General features: G+C 60.3%; 18 protein-coding genes. 10 read left to right on the top strand and 8 right to left on the bottom strand.

Annotation, left to right across the window (positions count from 1 at the left end):
* Together KVG87_RS23145 and KVG87_RS23150 are read left to right on the top strand one after the other, a co-directional pair.
* Complete coding sequence (locus tag KVG87_RS23145) at positions 1-711, top strand: autoinducer binding domain-containing protein (protein WP_041477771.1); 711 nt, start codon at positions 1-3, stop codon at positions 709-711.
* A gap of 174 nt (positions 712-885) precedes the next feature.
* Positions 886-2,010 (top strand): methyltransferase, encoded by a 1,125-nt coding sequence (locus KVG87_RS23150; protein WP_217852751.1) that lies wholly within the window; start codon positions 886-888, stop codon positions 2,008-2,010.
* A 72-nt stretch (positions 2,011-2,082) separates the two neighbouring features.
* Here the strand turns inward: KVG87_RS23150 and KVG87_RS23155 are convergent, their stop codons facing one another.
* The 3 genes from KVG87_RS23155 to KVG87_RS23165 all read right to left on the bottom strand — a co-directional run bounded on the left by KVG87_RS23155 (position 2,083) and on the right by KVG87_RS23165 (position 4,791).
* A complete protein-coding gene (locus tag KVG87_RS23155; RefSeq protein ID WP_016773090.1) occupies positions 2,083-2,250 on the bottom strand; it encodes a DUF2474 domain-containing protein in 168 nt (55 codons plus the stop codon).
* A gap of 84 nt (positions 2,251-2,334) precedes the next feature.
* The gene (gene cydB, locus KVG87_RS23160; RefSeq protein ID WP_016773089.1) at positions 2,335-3,342 is read right to left on the bottom strand and encodes a cytochrome d ubiquinol oxidase subunit II; all 1,008 of its coding nucleotides are present in this window, start codon (positions 3,340-3,342) and stop codon (positions 2,335-2,337) included.
* A gap of 3 nt (positions 3,343-3,345) precedes the next feature.
* Positions 3,346-4,791: a cytochrome ubiquinol oxidase subunit I gene (locus KVG87_RS23165; RefSeq protein ID WP_024014409.1), complete on the bottom strand. Its 1,446-nt coding sequence runs from the start codon at positions 4,789-4,791 to the stop codon at positions 3,346-3,348.
* Positions 4,792-5,261: 470 nt separating this feature from the next.
* On the opposite strand from KVG87_RS23165, the gene KVG87_RS23170 reads away from it, so the two are divergent.
* From KVG87_RS23170 to KVG87_RS23180, 3 genes are all read left to right on the top strand, one after another.
* On the top strand, positions 5,262-6,497 hold the full coding sequence (locus tag KVG87_RS23170; RefSeq protein WP_217852753.1) for an MFS transporter: 1,236 nt from the start codon (positions 5,262-5,264) through the stop codon (positions 6,495-6,497).
* A gap of 100 nt (positions 6,498-6,597) precedes the next feature.
* The gene (locus KVG87_RS23175; protein ID WP_041477766.1) at positions 6,598-6,876 is read left to right on the top strand and encodes a type II toxin-antitoxin system RelE/ParE family toxin; all 279 of its coding nucleotides are present in this window, start codon (positions 6,598-6,600) and stop codon (positions 6,874-6,876) included.
* Positions 6,877-6,890: 14 nt separating this feature from the next.
* Complete coding sequence (locus KVG87_RS23180) at positions 6,891-7,178, top strand: HigA family addiction module antitoxin (RefSeq protein ID WP_016773085.1); 288 nt, start codon at positions 6,891-6,893, stop codon at positions 7,176-7,178.
* A 4-nt stretch (positions 7,179-7,182) separates the two neighbouring features.
* On the opposite strand, the gene KVG87_RS23185 is transcribed toward KVG87_RS23180, so the two are convergent.
* Both KVG87_RS23185 and KVG87_RS23190 read right to left on the bottom strand, forming a co-directional pair.
* Positions 7,183-7,734: a DJ-1 family glyoxalase III gene (locus KVG87_RS23185; RefSeq protein ID WP_122506658.1), complete on the bottom strand. Its 552-nt coding sequence runs from the start codon at positions 7,732-7,734 to the stop codon at positions 7,183-7,185.
* 66 nt (positions 7,735-7,800) lie between these two features.
* Entirely contained in the window at positions 7,801-8,247 is a 447-nt protein-coding gene (locus tag KVG87_RS23190; protein ID WP_095181869.1) for a DUF4879 domain-containing protein, read from the bottom strand.
* A gap of 220 nt (positions 8,248-8,467) precedes the next feature.
* On the opposite strand from KVG87_RS23190, the gene KVG87_RS23195 reads away from it, so the two are divergent.
* From KVG87_RS23195 to KVG87_RS23210, 4 genes are all read left to right on the top strand, one after another.
* Positions 8,468-9,763, top strand: a complete 1,296-nt coding sequence (locus tag KVG87_RS23195) for an NCS2 family permease (protein ID WP_217852755.1) — start codon at positions 8,468-8,470, stop codon at positions 9,761-9,763.
* Positions 9,760-10,839 carry a tRNA (uridine(54)-C5)-methyltransferase TrmA gene (gene trmA, locus KVG87_RS23200; RefSeq protein WP_217852757.1) on the top strand — a complete coding sequence of 360 codons (1,080 nt, stop codon included), beginning with the start codon at positions 9,760-9,762 and terminating at the stop codon, positions 10,837-10,839. The genes KVG87_RS23195 and trmA overlap by 4 nt, the downstream gene beginning before the upstream one ends.
* Positions 10,840-11,109: 270 nt before the next feature.
* Positions 11,110-11,550: a type II 3-dehydroquinate dehydratase gene (gene aroQ, locus KVG87_RS23205; RefSeq protein ID WP_076564187.1), complete on the top strand. Its 441-nt coding sequence runs from the start codon at positions 11,110-11,112 to the stop codon at positions 11,548-11,550.
* A gap of 5 nt (positions 11,551-11,555) precedes the next feature.
* A complete protein-coding gene (locus tag KVG87_RS23210) occupies positions 11,556-12,410 on the top strand; it encodes a shikimate dehydrogenase (protein WP_217852760.1) in 855 nt (284 codons plus the stop codon).
* 118 nt (positions 12,411-12,528) lie between these two features.
* Here KVG87_RS23210 and KVG87_RS23215 read toward each other — a convergent pair whose 3' ends face one another.
* Positions 12,529-13,206 (bottom strand): TetR/AcrR family transcriptional regulator, encoded by a 678-nt coding sequence (locus KVG87_RS23215; RefSeq protein ID WP_217852762.1) that lies wholly within the window; start codon positions 13,204-13,206, stop codon positions 12,529-12,531.
* A gap of 101 nt (positions 13,207-13,307) precedes the next feature.
* Entirely contained in the window at positions 13,308-15,209 is a 1,902-nt protein-coding gene (gene quiC, locus KVG87_RS23220) for a 3-dehydroshikimate dehydratase QuiC (protein ID WP_217852764.1), read from the bottom strand.
* A 274-nt stretch (positions 15,210-15,483) separates the two neighbouring features.
* On the opposite strand from quiC, the gene KVG87_RS23225 reads away from it, so the two are divergent.
* On the top strand, positions 15,484-16,821 hold the full coding sequence (locus tag KVG87_RS23225) for an MFS transporter (protein WP_217852766.1): 1,338 nt from the start codon (positions 15,484-15,486) through the stop codon (positions 16,819-16,821).
* A 131-nt stretch (positions 16,822-16,952) separates the two neighbouring features.
* On the opposite strand, the gene KVG87_RS23230 is transcribed toward KVG87_RS23225, so the two are convergent.
* Complete coding sequence (locus KVG87_RS23230; protein WP_041477756.1) at positions 16,953-17,831, bottom strand: DMT family transporter; 879 nt, start codon at positions 17,829-17,831, stop codon at positions 16,953-16,955.
* Positions 17,832-17,853 lie beyond the last annotated feature (22 nt).

Here is a 17,853-nt window from a genome sequence, read left to right on the forward strand (position 1 = left end):
ATGGAAACGTGGAAGGAATCACAATTGAAACAACTGACATTTGCCAAAGGCATTGAAGCGGCGTACCCGATACTGCTGAGATTTGCCGAGAATCTGGGCTTTAACTACTGTGCAATAGCAGTGACGTCCCCTCATCGTGATGTCCACCTGAATGCCTTGCAAATCAATAACTATCCAAAAGAATGGAACATCCAGTACAACAAAGAGAACTTCCGCAATATTGATCCGGTAATAGCGCATTGCAATCACTCAATATTACCCATCGTCTGGGAAGAAAGAGTCTTCAACGATGCACCCGAGTTGTGGCAGGCGTTGAAACAGAATGGGCTGCAGCATGGCTGGTCGCAGGCCTTTCATGACGAAACCAGCGGTTTGTGCAGCATCATCAGTCTGGCTCGAACCCACTGCCCGATCAGCCCGCTCGAACTGTATGAGCATTACGGTTATCTGTTTTTTGCCAACCGACACTTCAGTGACCTGTATGCCCGCACCGTGCCCACACCGGCCAAACCCAGCAAGCCGAGGCTATCGTCCCGGGAGCTGGAGATCATGAAATTGTCCGCCATGGGCAAAACCGCTCACGATATTTCGAGAATCCTCAGCCTGAGCGAACGCACCGTTAACTATCACGTACAAAACGTCATCGAAAAATTCAACGTCTGCAACAAGATTTCCGCAGTGATTGCCGCCGCTCGTGCCGGGATTATCTGACTGACGAGCGATATCGCACGGTAATCCTGCGAGTATTTACGCGCAAAAAAACGTACCATTCAGGCCTTTCCGAGTGATGACGCAACCTGCTTGCATCGCAGTCCACTCGGTCGGATCCCGTCGCACCATCTGCCGGCAACGGGATATCTGCCGAATATCCTGAGTCCCCGCCCCATGCCCTTGCTTGAAACGCCTTTCGCCCAGCTCGACCTGATCCGCCAGCCTGAACAGCAGAATGAACCGCTGCAAGCTTTCGATGCGGCGGACGAATACCTGCTCAATCATCTCGCCAGCGAACAACCTCAGAGCAGCACCCGCGTGCTGGTGCTCAATGACAGCTTTGGCGCCTTGGCGATCAGCCTGCTGGGCAAGGTCGAGGTGAGCAGCAGCGGCGACTCGTTCCTCGGTTTCGTCGGGCTGGAAAAGAATCTGCTGCGCAATGGCCAGGCGTTCGACGCGATCCGTCCGATTCCGGCCGGTGAGCCTTTGGTCGGGCCGTTTGACCGGGTGCTGATCCGCGTTCCCAAGACGCTGGCGCTATTGGAAGAGCAGTTGATCCGCCTGCAAGGGCAACTCGCTCCGGGCGCGCAAGTGATCGCCGCCGCCATGGTCAAGCATCTGCCGCGCGCTGCCGGCGATCTGCTCGAGCGCTACATTGGCCCGGTGCAGGCGTCGCTGGCCGTGAAGAAAGCCCGACTGCTGATCGCCACGCCTGAAAGCAAAGCGCCCGCCACATCGCCCTATCCGACTCGTTATCGTCTCGACGAACCAGCGATCGAATTGCTCAACCACGCCAATGTGTTCTGCCGTGAAGGCCTCGACATCGGCACCCGCGCCTTTCTGCCCCATCTGCCGAAGAACCTTGGCCACGCGCGAGTCGCCGACCTGGGTTGTGGCAACGGCGTTCTGGCAATCGCCAGCGCCTTGCAGAACCCGGATGCGCATTACACGCTGGTCGACGAATCGTTCATGGCGGTGCAATCGGCTGCCGAGAACTGGCGCGCGGCATTGGGCGATCGCGAAGTGATCGTGCGCGCTGGCGATGGTCTGGCCGGGCAGGCGCCGCAGTCGCTGGACGTGGTGCTGTGCAACCCACCGTTCCATCAGCAACAGGTGGTCGGCGACTTCCTCGCCTGGCGCATGTTCCAGCAGGCGCGCGAGGCATTGGTGGTCGGCGGTGCGCTGTACATTGTCGGCAATCGGCATCTGGGCTATCACAGCAAACTGGCGCGCCTGTTCCGCGGTGTCGAGCAAGTGGCGGCCACGCCGAAATTCGTCATCCTCAAGGCGCGCAAATAAATCTGCGGCATAAAAAAACCCTCCGTGAGGAGGGTCGCAAGTCCATACCCGAAGGCGCCGGGACGGGATGTTTCAGTGGGTGGTCAAACCTGCGGCATTCATGAACATGCGCATCAGGCTGGCGGCGATGAACAACACGCCGACACTGCCAACCCAGATCAGGGCCAACCAGCCGAGCCGCTGCCACAGCGGCTTTTTTTCAGCTTCTTCAATGTCGTGCAGGGAATGTTTGCCGGTCATTGCATCGATCTCCGTTAAGCCAAGGCGTCACTGCGGACGCCTTCGCGAGCAGGCTCGCTCCCACAGGGCAAGCCCAGCATGGGATTAGTGATAGCCGTCTTCGTGGGTGACCTTGCCGCGGAACACGTAGTAGCTCCAGAAGGTATACCCCAGGATGAACGGAATGATGAACAACGTGCCGACCAGCATGAAGCCCTGACTTTGCGGCGGCGCGGCGGCGTCCCAGATCGAGATCGACGGCGGCACGATGTTCGGCCACAGGCTGATGCCCAAGCCGCTGTAGCCGAGGAAGATCAGGACCAGAGTCAGCAGGAACGGCGTGTAGTTGGCGTTACGTGCCACCGCGCGGATCAGGCCGTACAAGGTGACCAGCACCAGGATCGGCACAGGCATGAACCAGAACAGATTCGGCATGCTGAACCAGCGCGAGGCGATTTCCGGATGCGACAGGGGTGTCCACAGGCTGACGATACCGATCACTGCCAGCAGGACGAACGCCAGCGGCCGCGCCAGGTCGTGCATTTGTTCCTGCAGCTTGCCTTCGGTTTTCATGATCAGCCAGGTGCAACCGAGCAAGGCATAAGCCACTACCAGCGCCGCGCCGCAAAACAGCGTGAACGGCGTCAGCCAGTCCAGTGAACCTCCAGCGAACTGGCGATTGACCACCGGCAAACCATCGATGAACGCTCCCAGCGCCACGCCCTGAAAGAACGTCGCCGCGATCGAACCACCGATAAATGCCTTGTCCCACAGGTGACGTTTTTCATCCTTGGCCTTGAAGCGGAATTCGAAAGCCACGCCGCGGAAAATCAGGCCCATCAGCATGAAGATCAGCGGCAGGTACAGCGCCGACAACACCACCGAATAGGCCAGCGGGAAGGCGCCGAACAACGCCGCGCCACCCAGCACCAGCCAGGTTTCGTTGCCGTCCCACACAGGGGCGACGGTGTTCATCATCACGTCGCGATCGGTCTTGCCGGGCACGAACGGGAAGAGAATGCCGATGCCCAGGTCGAAGCCGTCCATGACCACGTACATCATGATGCCGAAGATGATGATCACGGCCCAGATCAGCGGAAGATCGATACCCATGAGTCAAATCTCCTTGGTCAAGCGAGTGTTGTCTTCGTGCTCGCCCTCGGCCGGGTCGTCGGCTGCGGACAACGGACGCGCCGGGGTGCGTTTCTTGCCTGGACCACCATCCGGCGTTTCGCTGCCTTCGCTGATCTTCGGCCCTTTGCGCACCAGGCGCATCATGTAGCCGAGACCGGCGCCGAACAGGGCGAAATAGACCACCACGAACATGATCAGGGTGATGCTCATCTGCATGAAGCTGTGGTTCGACGAAGCATCGGCAGTGCGCATCAGGCCGTAGACCACCCACGGTTGACGGCCGATTTCCGTGGTGAACCAGCCGGCGAGAATCGCGATCAGGCCGGACGGCCCCATCCACAAGGCCAGATGCAGGAACGGCCGCGAGGTATACAGCGAGTCACGCTTGCGCAGCCACAGACTCCACAACCCGGTGAAGATCATCAGGAAGCCGAGGCCGACCATGATCCGGAACGACCAGAACACGATGGTCGAATTCGGCCGGTCTTCCGGTGGAAATTCCTTCAGCGCCGGTACTTGTTTATCCAGCGAGTGGGTCAGAATCAGGCTGCCCAGATACGGAATTTCTACGGCGAATTTGGTGCGCTCTTCTTTCATGTCCGGCCAGCCGAACAGGATCAGCGGCGTCGCTTCGTCGCCATGGTTTTCCCAGTGGCCTTCGATCGCAGCGATTTTTGCCGGCTGATGCTTGAGCGTATTGAGGCCGTGGAAGTCGCCGATCACAGCCTGGATCGGCGCGACGATCAATGCCATCCACATGGCCATCGACAGCATGGTGCGGATCGCCGGGTTGTCCCTGCCGCGCAGCAGGTGCCAGGCCGCTGACGAGCCGACGAAGAAGGCAGTGGCGACGAACGCCGCCGTGGCCATGTGCATCAGCCGGTAAGGGAATGACGGGTTGAAGATGATTGCCAGCCAGTCGGTGGGGATCACCTGACCGTTGACGATTTCAAAGCCTTGCGGGGTCTGCATCCAACTGTTGGAGGCGAGAATCCAGAAGGTCGAAATCAGCGTGCCGATCGCCACCATCACCGTCGAGAAGAAGTGCAGGCCGCGCCCGACCTTGTTCCAGCCAAACAGCATGACGCCGAGGAAACCGGCCTCAAGGAAGAACGCCGTAAGCACTTCATAGGTCAGCAACGGCCCGGTGACGGCACCGGCGAAGTCGGAAAAACGACTCCAGTTGGTGCCGAACTGATAAGCCATGACCAGCCCGGAAACCACGCCCATGCCGAAGTTGACGGCAAAAATCTTCGACCAGAAATGGTAGAGATCGCGGTAGGTGTCGTTGCGGGTCTTCAGCCACAAGCCTTCGAGCACCGCCAGGTAACTCGCCAGGCCAATGGTGATGGCCGGGAACAGAATGTGGAACGAGATGGTGAACGCGAACTGAATTCGGGCGAGATCGAGAGCCTCTAAACCGAACATATGGCTTCCTCTGTCAGGTAATACGGGTAGCTGGCCCGGAGGCCTGCACCACTGCCCCCACGGATATGGAGTGCGGCGAATTCGGATTCGTTCTTTTTTTGCAACCATCGCAACGCAGGGAGTCTGGCCAAATGGCCGCCAGATCAGTTCCGGTCGGGGTCTTGATCTGGATCAAGCAACGTTGAAAGAGTAGTCCCATTTTTGCCAATGAACTGCGTGGTGGTTTGCCGCGTGACAAGTTGCCTCACTCCCCTGTGGCGAGGGGATTTATCCCCGTTGGGTCGCGCAGTGGCCCCAAAATCTCGAAGCGACGACTGCTGCGCAGCCGAACGGGGATAAATCCCCTCACCACAGGGTTGATTGTCAGCATGAAAGATCGATGTCTGGCTAACTGAATTATTTCTCGTAGCAACTTCCTGTTACAGACTGGTGATAATCTCGCCGTTCATTCGTCTAAGACCTGCCTTCAGATGCCCACACAAGAGCCCCTGCTGTTACGTCACCATCGTCCGTTCATGGCTTTCTGGCTGGCGCGGATCTTTACCGCCAGCGGGTTCCAGATGCTCACCGTGGCGATCGGCTGGAATCTGTATCAACTGACCGGCAACGTGCTGGATCTGGGCCTGGTCGGGCTGGTCGAATTCGCCCCGCGGGTGCTGTTCATGCTGCACACCGGGCACGTCGCCGACCGCTATGACCGGCGCAAGGTCGCCGCACTCTGCCAGTCATTGCAGGCATTGATTGCCTTGGCGCTGGCCATCGGCAGCGCCACCGACCATGTCACCCGCGAGATGATTTTCATCCTCGCCTTCCTGCTCGGCGCCGCCCGTTCGTTCGAGATGCCGACGACTCAGGCCTTGCTGCCCAGCATCGTCCCCAGTGCGCTTTTCCCCCGTGCGGTTGCCGCCGCGCAATCGGCGCAGCAGTCGGCCACTATCGTCGCTCCGGCTCTTGGCGGTTTGCTCTACGCGTTCGGCAGCGTCTGGGTCTACGGCCCGACCGTGCTGCTGTACGTGATCGCCTGCACGCTGATGCTCAACCTGCCGGCACGCCAGACGCCATTGAACAAAGGCAAAGCCACGCTGGACTCGCTGCTGGCGGGAATTCGCTTCATCCGCAGCCGCCCGGACATCCTTGGCGCGATCTCGCTGGACCTGTTCGCCGTGTTGCTCGGTGGCGCCACGGCGTTGCTGCCGGTGTTCGCCAAGGACATTCTGCTGACCGGCCCGTGGGGTCTTGGCCTGTTACGCTCGGCGCCGGCGGTGGGTGCGTTGCTGATGTCGCTGTTTCTGGCGCGATTTGCCGTGGAACGCAATGTCGGCCGGGTGATGTTCACCGCCGTCGGCATCTTCGGCGTCGCCACTATCGCGTTTGGTTTGTCGACCTCGTTCTGGTTCTCCCTGGCGGTGCTGGTGGTGCTCGGCGCAGCGGACATGATCAGCATGGTCATCCGTGCCTCGTTCGTACAGCTGGAAACTCCGGACGAAATGCGCGGCCGGGTCAGCGCGGTGAACGGGCTGTTCATCGGCGCTTCGAACCAGTTGGGCGAATTCGAATCCGGCCTCACCGCCCACTGGTTCGGCACCGTGCCGGCCGTGGTGATGGGCGGGATCGGCACGCTGGTGGTGACGGGGACGTGGATCAAACTGTTTCCGACGTTGGCGAGTCGGGATCGGATGCATGTGCCGGTGGAAGAGAAGGTCTGAGTTTTTTGGAAAAAACTCACCTGCTCAGCACCTATCAAGCGACAACGTGCGGTACATAGTTACCGCACCAGGTGTAATGTATCGCCTTACACTCGCCGCCATGATCAAATCCTTTCAGCACAAAGGCCTTCGTGGCTTCTATGAAACAGGTACGACTCGTGGAATTCGTGCCGACCATGCAAAACGGCTTTCGCGCATGTTGCAGTTCATGGATCGAGCGACGCTTCCCGCAGACCTGGACTTGCCCGGCTGGCGCCTGCATCCGCTGAAAGGTGAGCTGAGCGAATATTGGTCGCTCAGCGTTTCAGGCAACTGGCGAGTGATCTTTCGTTTTGTCGGTTCGGATATCGAATTGGTCGATTATCTGGACTACCACTGACAGGAGGCAGGCTCATGCCCATGCACAACCCGCCACACCCCGGTGAAACCCTGCTGCTGGATGTCTTGCCCGAGCTTGGTATCAGCGTGAGCGAATTGGCCCGGCACCTTGGCTTTGCACGCCCGCATCTTTCGCGCGTACTGCACGGACACGCGCCGATCAGCCCGGATCTGGCAGTACGACTTGAGCGTGCAGGGATCGGCAAGGCGCGCGTTTGGCTAGGCGTCCAAACCGACTACGATCTTTGGCAAGCGGAGCACCGTGAGCAACCAATGATAGAACCCCTCGCAGCCCACGGCTGAACCGTCAGGCCATCAACTCCCCCGCCACCCTCGCCCGCAACGCCTTGCCACCAAGCTGCTCGACCAGGGTCAGGGCAAATTCCAGCGCCGCGCCCGAGCCTTGGGCGGTGATGCAGTTGCCGTCGACCACCACCGGTTGATCAACAAACGTACAGCCGGACAACTGATGGCTGGCGCCGGGCAGGCAGGTCATGCGTCGCTGGCGCAGCACGCCTGATGCCTGGAGGGCGGTGGCTGGGGCTTCGCCGATGGCGGCGAACAGGCGGCCGGCGCTGGCTTGATCCTTGAGCAATTGCTGCAAGGGCTGATGCGCCGCCAGATGCAGGGAACCGACGACACCGCCCGGCAGGACAATCAGGTCAAAAGTCTGTGCCAGTACATCGACCAGCATGCCGTCGGCAGTCAGCCGGGTGCCGCGCGCACAGGTCAGCATGCGTCGGCCTTCGATGCTGGCGGCGACCACTTCGATGCCGGCGCGGCGCAGCACGTCGATCAGGGTCACGCTTTGCAAATCGTCGATGCCCTCGGCGAGGGCAATCAGGGCTCTGGAAGTCATGGGCGCTTTCCGCTGGATAGTCAGTCAAGCGTAGTCAGCTTTGTCCACCCTGTTCGCAGACAGCCGTTACTTGATGTAAAGCTGAGTCGAAAGCGTGTTGCGCGGAGCGTTGATCGAGGTGTTGCTGAAGTTGAAGGTGCCTTCCTGTTTGCCGGCCAGATCGAAGGTATAAAGAGAGCCGACGGTTTTGCTACCAGGCGTGCATTCGGTGAGGTTGCCATTATCGAAGGCGCACACCGGACCTCGGGTGCCGTTGACCTCGAAGCCATCCAGAGTCACGTGTGGCTGGTTCTGGCCATAGCCGACTTCCAGCACGAAGACTTTGATATTCGGCCCGCTGTGATTGCATTGGGTTTGCGGCTGGTTATCGGCAATATCTTCCAAGCCGCACGACGGTGACTGCACTTTGATCACCTTCACCTCGGAGAGTGGCGGCGCCGATGCCGCGAACGCCGGAGCTGTCACCAGTAGTGCTGCAATCCATCCGAAAATCCTGATCCAACCGTTGCGCATGCCTGCCCACTCCAAAAAATCAGCGCGCAGTATGGCGCAGTTGTCGGCTGCGCAAAACTTCGCCGACGATCGACACCAACATCCGCCAAATTCCTCACGCGGCTGGTATGATGCGCGGCTTTTTCCGGCCCACGACAATTTTCCAGGCGCTTGCGACGGTCTGTGCTTTGCTGTTGAGGTCGATACATTCACGGCGCCACGCGCGCCACGGGGAGCAGACATGCTGGAAAGGCTGTTTCAACTCAAGGCACACAATACCAACGTGCGCACCGAAATTCTTGCGGGCGTCACGACTTTCCTGGCCATGGCTTACATTCTGTTCGTCAACCCGAGCATCCTCGGCGAGACCGGCATGGACAAAGGCGCGATCTTCGTCGCCACCTGTCTGGCGGCTGCAATCGGCTCGACCGTGATGGGCCTGATCGCCAACTACCCGATCGCTCTCGCTCCGGGCATGGGCCTGAACGCCTTCTTTACCTACACGGTGGTGCTGCACATGGGCCACACCTGGCAGGTGGCGCTGGGTGCGGTGTTCATTTCCGCCGTGCTGTTTTTCCTGCTGTCGATCTTCCGCATCCGCGAATGGATCATCAACGCCATTCCGCTGCCACTGCGCTCGGCGATCGCCGCGGGTATCGGCCTGTTCCTGGCGCTGATCGCCCTGCACAACGCCGGTATCGTGGTCAGCAACCCGGCGACCATGGTCGGCCTCGGCGATCTGACCAAGCCGGCGCCGATTCTTGCGACTATCGGTTTCGCAGTGATCGTTGCCCTCGAAGCGCTGAAAGTGCGCGGCGCGGTGCTGATCGGCATTCTCGCCGTAACCATCGCCTCGATCGTACTGAACGTCACCGAGTTCGGCGGCATCATGTCAATGCCGCCGTCGCTGGCGCCGACCTTCCTGCAACTGGACATCAAAGGCGCACTGGACATCGGTCTGGTCAGCGTGATTTTCGCCTTCCTGTTCGTCGACCTGTTCGACAACTCCGGAACCCTGATCGGCGTCGCCAAGCGCGCCGGCCTGATGGGCAAGGACGGCCACATGCCGAAAATGGGCCGCGCGCTGATCGCCGACAGTACGGCGGCCATGGCCGGCTCGCTGCTGGGTACGTCGACCACCACCAGTTACATCGAATCCGCTGCCGGCGTCAGTGCCGGTGGCCGCACAGGCCTGACCGCCATCGTCGTGGCGATCCTGTTCCTGCTGGCGCTGTTCTTCTCGCCCCTGGCGGCCAGCGTTCCGGCATTCGCCACCGCACCAGCGCTGCTGTTCGTCGCCGTGCTGATGACTTCCGGCCTAGCGGAAATAGACTGGGACGACATCACCGTGGCGGCGCCGGTTGTGGTCACCGCACTGGCCATGCCGTTCACCTATTCGATCGCCAACGGCATCGCCTTCGGCTTCATCGCCTGGACTGCCATCAAGCTGCTGTCCGGCCGTGCCCGTGAGCTGAACCCGGCACTGGTGATTCTGTCGATTCTGTTTGTGATCAAGTTGGGTTGGTTCAACGCATGAGTTTCGATTCCCAAGCCTACGCCGAACAACTCGAAGCCAAGGTCACGCGCTTGCGTGATCTGCTGGCACCGTTCGATGCACCCGAGCCGACGGTGTTTGATTCGCCGTTGCAGAACTTCCGCCTGCGCGCCGAATTCCGCCTGTGGCGCGAGGGCGGCGAACGCCACTACGCGATGTTCTCCCAGAACGACAAGCGCACGCCGATCCTCATCGAAGAATTCCCGATTGCCAGCCTGCGCATCAACCAGTTGATGCCGCAGTTGAAGGCCGCGTGGCAAGCCAGTTCGGCGCTGAGCCACAAGCTGTTCCAGGTCGAATTTCTGACCACACTGGCCGGCGACGCGATGATCACCCTGTGCTATCACCGTCCGCTGGACGAGCACTGGCATGCGGCAGCAACGAAGCTGTCGGCAGATCTCGGCGTGAGCATCATCGGCCGTTCCAAAGGCAAGCGCGAAGTGCTCGGTCAGGACTATGTCGTCGAGAAACTCGAAGTCGGCGGCCGCACCTTCAGCTATCGCCAGCCCGAAGGCGCGTTCACCCAGCCCAACGGCACGGTGAACCAGAAGATGCTCAATTGGGCATACGAAGCGCTGGGCGATCGCAGCGACGATCTGCTCGAGTTGTACTGCGGCAACGGCAACTTCACCCTGCCGCTGGCGACTCGCGTGCGCAAAGTGCTCGCTACCGAAATCAGCAAGACTTCGGTCAACGCGGCCCTGAGCAACCTCAGCGAAAACGCTGTGGATAACGTCACGCTGGTGCGTTTGTCCGCCGAGGAGCTGACCGAAGCGCTCAATGAAGTGCGCCCGTTCCGCCGCCTGCACGGCATCGATCTGAAGAGCTACGAATTCGGCAGCGTCTTCGTCGACCCACCGCGCGCCGGCATGGACCCGGACACCTGCGAACTGACCCGGCGCTTCGACAACATCCTCTACATCTCCTGTAACCCGGACACCCTGGCGGCCAACATCGCCCAGTTGCATGACACCCACCGCATTACCAAGTGCGCGATGTTTGACCAGTTCCCGTGGACCCATCACATGGAATCCGGTGTGCTGCTGACCCGACGCTAATCGCGGGTAGTTGGTACGAGAAAGCCGTCGTGATTGACGGCTTTTTTGTGGGTGCTCTAAAAGATCGCAGCCTTCGGCAGCTCCTACATGTGGAACGCGGTTATCTGTAGGAGCTGCCGAAGGCTGCGATCTTTTGATCTGTGCGATCACCGAACATAAAACGCCCAGGTCATTTCTGTTCAATTGACCGATGTAACCATCTAGTACATTTTATCTCCACAGGCCGGAACCTCTCGGCCCATGCCAAAAACAATAATTGGAGTTGCCCCCATGCCCCCTATCGTTCTGGTGCTTAACGGCCCGAACCTGAACCTGCTCGGCACCCGCGAGCCGGCGACTTATGGTCATGAAACCCTGGCGGATATTTCGGCGCTGTGTGGTCGCGCGGCTGACGAGTTCGGCCTGACCGTGGAATTTCGCCAGACCAATCATGAAGGCGAGCTGCTCGACTGGATTCACGCCGCGCGTGGTCGTTGTGCCGGGATCGTGATCAATCCGGCGGCGTGGACGCATACGTCCGTGGCAATTCGCGATGCACTGGTCGCCAGTGAATTGCCGGTGATCGAGGTGCACCTGTCCAATGTCCACGCCCGTGAGCCGTTTCGTCATCATTCGTTTGTTTCCGGCATCGCCACGGCCGTGATGTGCGGGTTCGGCAGCCATGGCTACCGCCTGGCGCTGGAGCATTTCGGTCAGCGGTTGCAGAGGTAAGAACCATGTCGCGTTCCAAGGTGATACTCGCCGGGCTGATCGGCGCCGGGATTCAGGCTTCACGTACACCGGCACTGCATGAGCACGAAGGTGATGCGCAGGGCCTGCGTTATCTGTACCAACTCATCGACCTCGATCAATTGCACCTCGACAGCACGGCCCTGCCCGACCTGCTGCAAGCGGCGGAGCGGATGAATTACACCGGACTGAACATCACTTTCCCGTGCAAACAGGCGGTCATCCCGCTGCTCGACGAATTGTCCCCGGAAGCACGCGGTATCGGCGCGGTCAACACCGTGGTGCTGAAGGACGGCAAGCGTGTCGGCCACAACACCGATTGCCTCGGTTTCGCCGAGGGTTTTCGCCGGGGTCTGACAGACGCTGCCCGAGAACGTGTAGTCCAGATGGGCGCCGGCGGGGCTGGCGCGGCGGTGGCCCACGCGCTGCTCAGCGAAGGCGTATGGCAATTGACGATTTTTGATGTCGACCGCGAGCGTGCCGAGAGCCTGGCAAACAATCTGAATCAACATTTTGGCGCCAGTCGCGCGCAGGCGGGACGGGATTTGCCCGGGGCGCTGGCGAAGGCCGATGGCCTGGTCAACACCACGCCGATGGGCATGGCCAAGCTGCCGGGTTCACCGGTGCCGGCCGGGTTGCTGCGCAGGGAAATGTGGGTCGCGGAGATTGTGTATTTCCCGCTGGAAACCGAACTGCTGCGCGACGCCCGCGCCTTGGGCTGCCGCACCCTGGATGGCGGCAACATGGCGGTGTTTCAGGCGGTGAAGGCGTTTGAACTGTTCAGCGGCGTGGTGGCGGATGCGCAGCGCATGCTTGAGCATTTTCAGAGCATGAATGGCTGAACAACAGGGTAACTCTTGTGGGAGCGAGCCTGCTCGCGAAGGCGTCGAGTCAGTCAACAAACAGGGCGACTGACGCACCGCTTTCGCGAGCAGGCTCGCTTCCACAGGGAAGATCGAGTCAGACCTTCAGGTAGCGCAACACCGATTCGCAGATCATCTCGCGGTGGCGCTGCTTGATGGTTTCGTCCGGCAGGTCGATCTGGAAGATTTCTCCCAGCGTGTGGCGGTTCGACACGCGATAGAAGCAAAACGAACTGATCAGCAGGTGCACGTCCAGCGCATCGATGCCACGCCGGAACAGACCTTCGTCCGCGCCCCGTTGCAGAATCCCGCCCAAGGTGTCGAGGATCGTGTTGTTCAGCGCCTTGATCGCATCGGAACGCTTTACGTATTCGGCGTTGTGGATGTTTTCGATGCTGACGATGCGCACGAAATCGACGTTGTGATCGTGGTGGTCGAAGGTGAATTCCACCAACCGACGGATCGCCAGCTCAGGCGGCAGTTCGTCCAGGTGCAGGCGGTTTTCCGTGCTGCGGATATCGCCGTAAAGCTTCTCCAGCACCTCGACGTACAACTGCTCCTTGCTGCCGAAGTAGTAATAAATCATGCGCTTGGAGGTGTGGATACGCTCGGCAATCGCGTCGACGCGGGCACCGGACAAGCCCTGCTGGACGAACTCGACGATCGCCTCCTGCAGAATGTTCTCGCGGGTCTTTTCCGGGTTGTTCTTGCGACTCTTGCGCGGCACTGCGTCGGACTCGACAGCAGCGGCGGAAAGTTCTGAATTCATGGTCATCGCGGGCTCACGGCCATCACTGCACAAGCGGCGATTATGGGCCGCGCGGGACAGTGAAGGAAGCCGCGCAGCCGGTGTTTGATCCCGCGTTTACGAATTCCCTACAACTTCGCCTGACGCACCGCACCGCTGCGGGATTTGGCCATCGCCGCCAGCCGCACCGCAACGTTGGCCGCGCCGTAGCCGGCATAGCCATTCTTGCGCTGGATGATCTCGAAGAAGAACCGCCCCTCGAACGGCTCGGTGTAGACATGAAACAACTCGCCGCCCTGGGCATCACGGTCGTAGAGCACGTTGTAATAGGCCAGTTCGCTGAGGAATTCATCGTCGAAATCGAAACGCGCGGCGAGGTCGTCGTAATAGTTCAGCGGGATGTCCAGCAGCGGCACACCGGCCTCCTTGGCGCGACTGACCTGGGCGAAAATGTCGTCACAATCGAAAGCGATGTGATGCACACCGGAGCCGCGATAACTCGACAGCGCGTGGGAGATGGCGGTGTTGCGGTTCTCGGAAATGTTCAGCGGCAGCCGGATCGAGCTGTCGCGGCTGCGCAGTGCGCGGCTCTTCACCAGACCGTACGGATCGGGCAAGACCACTTCATCGTCGGCTTCGAAATCCAGCAGGCTTTTATAGAACAGTACCCAGCTGTCGAGGCTGTCCGCCGGCAACGCCATGGCCATGTGATCGATACGCTTGAGGCCGCCGCCGGTCTGCGCGTCCGGCAACAGATTGAAATCGGTGCCGTACACGTCGGCGTCCGCATCGACCAGATAAATCAGGCTGCCGTCCGGTGCGCGCACCGCCGCCAGCTCCAGTTCATTCGGCCCGACCAGCCCGCGATAGGGCTGCCCCTTGTAAGCGACCGCCCGGGCCAGCGCACTGGCGCTGTCCTTGACCCGCACCGCCGTAGCGCACAGCGACGGGCCGTGGGCTTCGAAAAAGCTGTGGGCGAACGAATACGGCTCGGAGTTGAGGATCAGGTTGATATCGCCCTGACGCAGCAGGCTGACACTCTTGGAGCGATGCTGCCCGGCCTTGGCAAAGCCGAGGCGTTGCAGCCAGTGACTGAGCTTCGCGCCCAGCGCTTCGTCGACGGCAAACTCGAGAAATTCAACGCCGTTGTATTCGCTGGCCGGCGGCGTTTCGAAAAGGATTTCACGGTTGGCCACCGGCGCCGCTTCCTGCTCGAGACGCTGGCGGGTCTTCTCTTCCAGATACAGCAGCGAGCGCAAACCGTCGGCGGCATTGGCCCGTGGCGGCGCGGCGCGGAAGCCATCGTTAAAGATTTCCAGCGACAACGGCCCGGTATAACCACTCTTGATGATCGGCGCGAGGAAACCCGGCAGATCGAATTCGCCCTGCCCCGGGAAACAGCGGAAATGCCGGCTCCACTCCAGCACATCCATGGCCAGGATCGGCGCGTCGGCCATTTGCACGAAGAAGATCTTGTCGCCGGGAATGTCGGCGATCGCGCCGGGATCGCCCTTCAGCGACAGGGTGTGAAAGCTGTCGAGCAGCACGCCGAGGTTGGGGTGATCAGCCTGACGGACGATGTCCCAGACCTGTTGATAAGTATTGACGTGACGCCCCCACGCCAGCGCTTCGTAACCGATGCGCAAGCTACGGGCGCCGGCGCGTTCGGCCAGCAGGCGCAAATCATCGACGAGGATTTGCTGATCGCCGACACTGTCCGGCGAGGCGTTGCTGCAAACCAGCACCAGGTCGGTGCCGAGCTCCTGCATCAGATCGAACTTGCGCTCGGCACGCTCCAGGTTACGCGCCAGGCGATCGCGGCGGCAGCCTTCGAAGTCACGAAACGGCTGAAACAGGGTTATGGCGATCCCCAGATCGGCGCACATCTGTTTAATTTCCCGGGGACTGCCGTCGTAGTACAGGAGGTCGTTTTCGAAAATCTCCACGCCGTCGAACCCGGCGGCGGCAATGGCTTCGAGTTTTTCCGGCAGGGTGCCGCTCAAGGAAACGGTGGCAATGGAACGCTGCATGTTTCAACTCCCGTTTGGAGACGGCGGCTGCGTGAGCCGCGCCGCTTTTATAGGATGAGCAAATTATTGGCTGCATCCCTGCGCGCAGCAATTTAAAGTGTACTACCCGGTTAGTTTTGCGTGCGATTATCGAACACTAAGGCGATTTGGCGAATTGACGATTTTTTGTTCACTGCCCAACATCGGTTGCACATCGAGTCCGGCCACTAACCGCCGGGCAAGGTGTTCGACAGAAAAGAACACCAAATAACAAATCCAAAAACGGGTGGAACACATGATTCCTTCACAGACTTCCCGCATGGCTCCGGCCATGAGCACTGCCACGGGTGGCATAGGCGACAAGATCCGCGGCGCCATGGCTGTCGGCAAGACCCGCTGGGGCATGCTGGCGCTGGTGTTTTTCGCCACCACCCTCAACTACATCGACCGCGCCGCCCTCGGCGTCATGCAGCCGATCCTCGCCAAGGAAATGAGCTGGACGGCGATGGATTACGCCAACATCAACTTCTGGTTTCAGGTCGGCTACGCGATCGGGTTTGTCCTGCAGGGACGCCTGATCGACCGGGTCGGCGTCAAGCGCGTGTTCTTCTGCGCCGTACTGCTCTGGAGCCTGGCCACCGGCGCCCATGGCCTGGCGACCTCGGCGGTCGGCTTCATGGTCTGCCGCTTCATCCTCGGCCTGACGGAAGCGGCCAACTACCCGGCCTGTGTGAAAACCACGCGCCTGTGGTTCCCGGCTGGTGAACGTGCAGTCGCTACCGGCATTTTCAACGCCGGCACCAACGTCGGCGCGATGTTCACGCCGATGCTCCTGCCACTGGTCCTGCATGTGTGGGGCTGGCAAGCGGCGTTCCTGTGCATGGCGGCACTGGGTGGCATCTGGCTGTTGTTCTGGGGCTTGAAGTATTTCAATCCGGAAGACCATCCGACGGTGAAACAGTCGGAACTCGATTACATCCAGCAGCAAGTCGAACCGGAACAGGCCCGCGTGCCGTTCAGCAAGATCCTGCGCATGCGCGGCACCTGGGCCTTCGCCCTTGCCTACTCGCTGACCGCGCCGGTGTTCTGGTTCTATCTGTACTGGCTGCCGCCGTTTCTCAATCAGCAATACAACCTCGGCATCAACGTGACGCAGATGGGTATTCCACTGATCATCATTTATGTCACGGCTGACTTCGGCAGTGTCGGCGGCGGGATTCTGTCCTCGTTCCTGATCGGTCGCGGGATGAACTCGATCAAGGCGCGGCTGCTGTCGATGTTGCTGTTTGCCTGCTGCATCATCGGCGTGGTGATGGCCGCCGGCTCGGCGAATCTGTGGGTGGCGGTGGCGGCGATCTCGCTGGCGATCGGCGCGCATCAGGCCTGGACTGCGAACATCTGGAGCTTGGTGATGGACTACACGCCCAAGCACATGATGAGCACGGTGTTCGGCTTTGGCGGCATGTGCGCAGCGATCGGCGGGATGTTCATGACCCAGATCGTCGGCCACATCCTCACCGTTACCAACAACAACTACACGGTGCTGTTCACGCTGATCCCGGCGATGTACTTCCTCGCACTGACGTGGATGTACTTCATGGCACCGCGCAAGATTCCGACCATTTCCGAATAACCTGCCTGCATACATCCCATTGTGGGAGCGAGCCTGCTCGCGAAGGCGTCACGTCAGCCACCGAATATGGCGAGTGACACACCGCTTTCGCGAACAGGCTCGCTCCCACAAGTTGTACCGGGCCCCCTTCTTCAGCGCCGGCTCTGCTGCCACGCTGCCGCCAATCCGCTGCAACAGATCACCGCGATACCGATCACCGTCAACCCGCTCGGGGTGTGATTGAACAGCAGCCAGCCCAACAACCCGGCAAAGACGATCTGGCAATAGCCGAACGGCGCCAGCAATGCCGGCGCGGCGTGACGGAAGGCCTGAGTCAGAAACAAGTGCGCAGTCATCCCGCAACTGCCCAGCGCCAGCATCAGCGCGGCATGAGGCAACGTCGGCACCTGCCAGAAGAACGGCACCAGCGCGCTCATCACCAAGGTATTGCACAGCCCGGCAAAGAAGTTGCTGGTGGTCGGGCTGTCCACTTCGGCGAGTTTGCGCGTCAGCAATTGGTAGAAGCAGAAGAACAGTGCCGAGCAGAACGGCAGCAGGATCGCGGGGGTGAACAGTTCGCCGCCCGGGTGGACGATGATCAGCACGCCGATGAAACCGCAGATCACCGCGATCCACTGCCCGCGCGTCACGCGTTCCTTGAGCAGCGGCACCGACAATGCGGTGACCAATACCGGTGCGAGAAAGTTGACCGCCGTGGCTTCGGCCAGCGGGATGTACAGCAGCGCAGTGGTGAAAAACAGGCTGGTGCCGAGCAGGCACAGTGCACGGGCGAGCTGCCATAACGGTTTCTTGGTGCGCAGCACGCGCAAACCGGACTGCGGCAGGAAAATCCCCGCCATCAACAAGGTGTGCACCACATAGCGCGCCCAAACCACCATCACGATCGGATAAAAACCGGAGAGGTATTTCGACAACGCGTCGTGGCTGGAAAACAGGAACGTCGCCACGACAATCAGCAAGATCCCCTTGAAGGGCTGGTTGACACCGGAGAGCGGGGTGCTGACGGTCATTGGCAATCTCTGAAAAAATACC

Source organism: Pseudomonas siliginis (genome assembly GCF_019145195.1).
GTDB classification, from domain to species: Bacteria; Pseudomonadota; Gammaproteobacteria; order Pseudomonadales; family Pseudomonadaceae; genus Aquipseudomonas; species Aquipseudomonas siliginis.

Coding starts and splice junctions, on each gene's coding strand:
- KVG87_RS23175 (WP_041477766.1), top strand. CDS start 6,598: ATGATCAAATCCTTTCAGCACAAAGGCCTTCGTGGCTTCTATGAAACA.
- KVG87_RS23195 (WP_217852755.1), top strand. CDS start 8,468: ATGCTGGAAAGGCTGTTTCAACTCAAGGCACACAATACCAACGTGCGC.
- KVG87_RS23170 (WP_217852753.1), top strand. CDS start 5,262: ATGCCCACACAAGAGCCCCTGCTGTTACGTCACCATCGTCCGTTCATG.
- KVG87_RS23190 (WP_095181869.1), bottom strand. CDS start 8,247: ATGCGCAACGGTTGGATCAGGATTTTCGGATGGATTGCAGCACTACTG.
- KVG87_RS23185 (WP_122506658.1), bottom strand. CDS start 7,734: ATGACTTCCAGAGCCCTGATTGCCCTCGCCGAGGGCATCGACGATTTG.
- KVG87_RS23155 (WP_016773090.1), bottom strand. CDS start 2,250: ATGACCGGCAAACATTCCCTGCACGACATTGAAGAAGCTGAAAAAAAG.
- KVG87_RS23210 (WP_217852760.1), top strand. CDS start 11,556: ATGTCGCGTTCCAAGGTGATACTCGCCGGGCTGATCGGCGCCGGGATT.
- KVG87_RS23165 (WP_024014409.1), bottom strand. CDS start 4,791: ATGTTCGGTTTAGAGGCTCTCGATCTCGCCCGAATTCAGTTCGCGTTC.
- KVG87_RS23215 (WP_217852762.1), bottom strand. CDS start 13,206: ATGACCATGAATTCAGAACTTTCCGCCGCTGCTGTCGAGTCCGACGCA.
- KVG87_RS23145 (WP_041477771.1), top strand. CDS start 1: ATGGAAACGTGGAAGGAATCACAATTGAAACAACTGACATTTGCCAAA.
- aroQ (WP_076564187.1), top strand. CDS start 11,110: ATGCCCCCTATCGTTCTGGTGCTTAACGGCCCGAACCTGAACCTGCTC.
- cydB (WP_016773089.1), bottom strand. CDS start 3,342: ATGGGTATCGATCTTCCGCTGATCTGGGCCGTGATCATCATCTTCGGC.
- KVG87_RS23150 (WP_217852751.1), top strand. CDS start 886: ATGCCCTTGCTTGAAACGCCTTTCGCCCAGCTCGACCTGATCCGCCAG.
- trmA (WP_217852757.1), top strand. CDS start 9,760: ATGAGTTTCGATTCCCAAGCCTACGCCGAACAACTCGAAGCCAAGGTC.
- KVG87_RS23225 (WP_217852766.1), top strand. CDS start 15,484: ATGATTCCTTCACAGACTTCCCGCATGGCTCCGGCCATGAGCACTGCC.
- quiC (WP_217852764.1), bottom strand. CDS start 15,209: ATGCAGCGTTCCATTGCCACCGTTTCCTTGAGCGGCACCCTGCCGGAA.
- KVG87_RS23230 (WP_041477756.1), bottom strand. CDS start 17,831: ATGACCGTCAGCACCCCGCTCTCCGGTGTCAACCAGCCCTTCAAGGGG.
- KVG87_RS23180 (WP_016773085.1), top strand. CDS start 6,891: ATGCCCATGCACAACCCGCCACACCCCGGTGAAACCCTGCTGCTGGAT.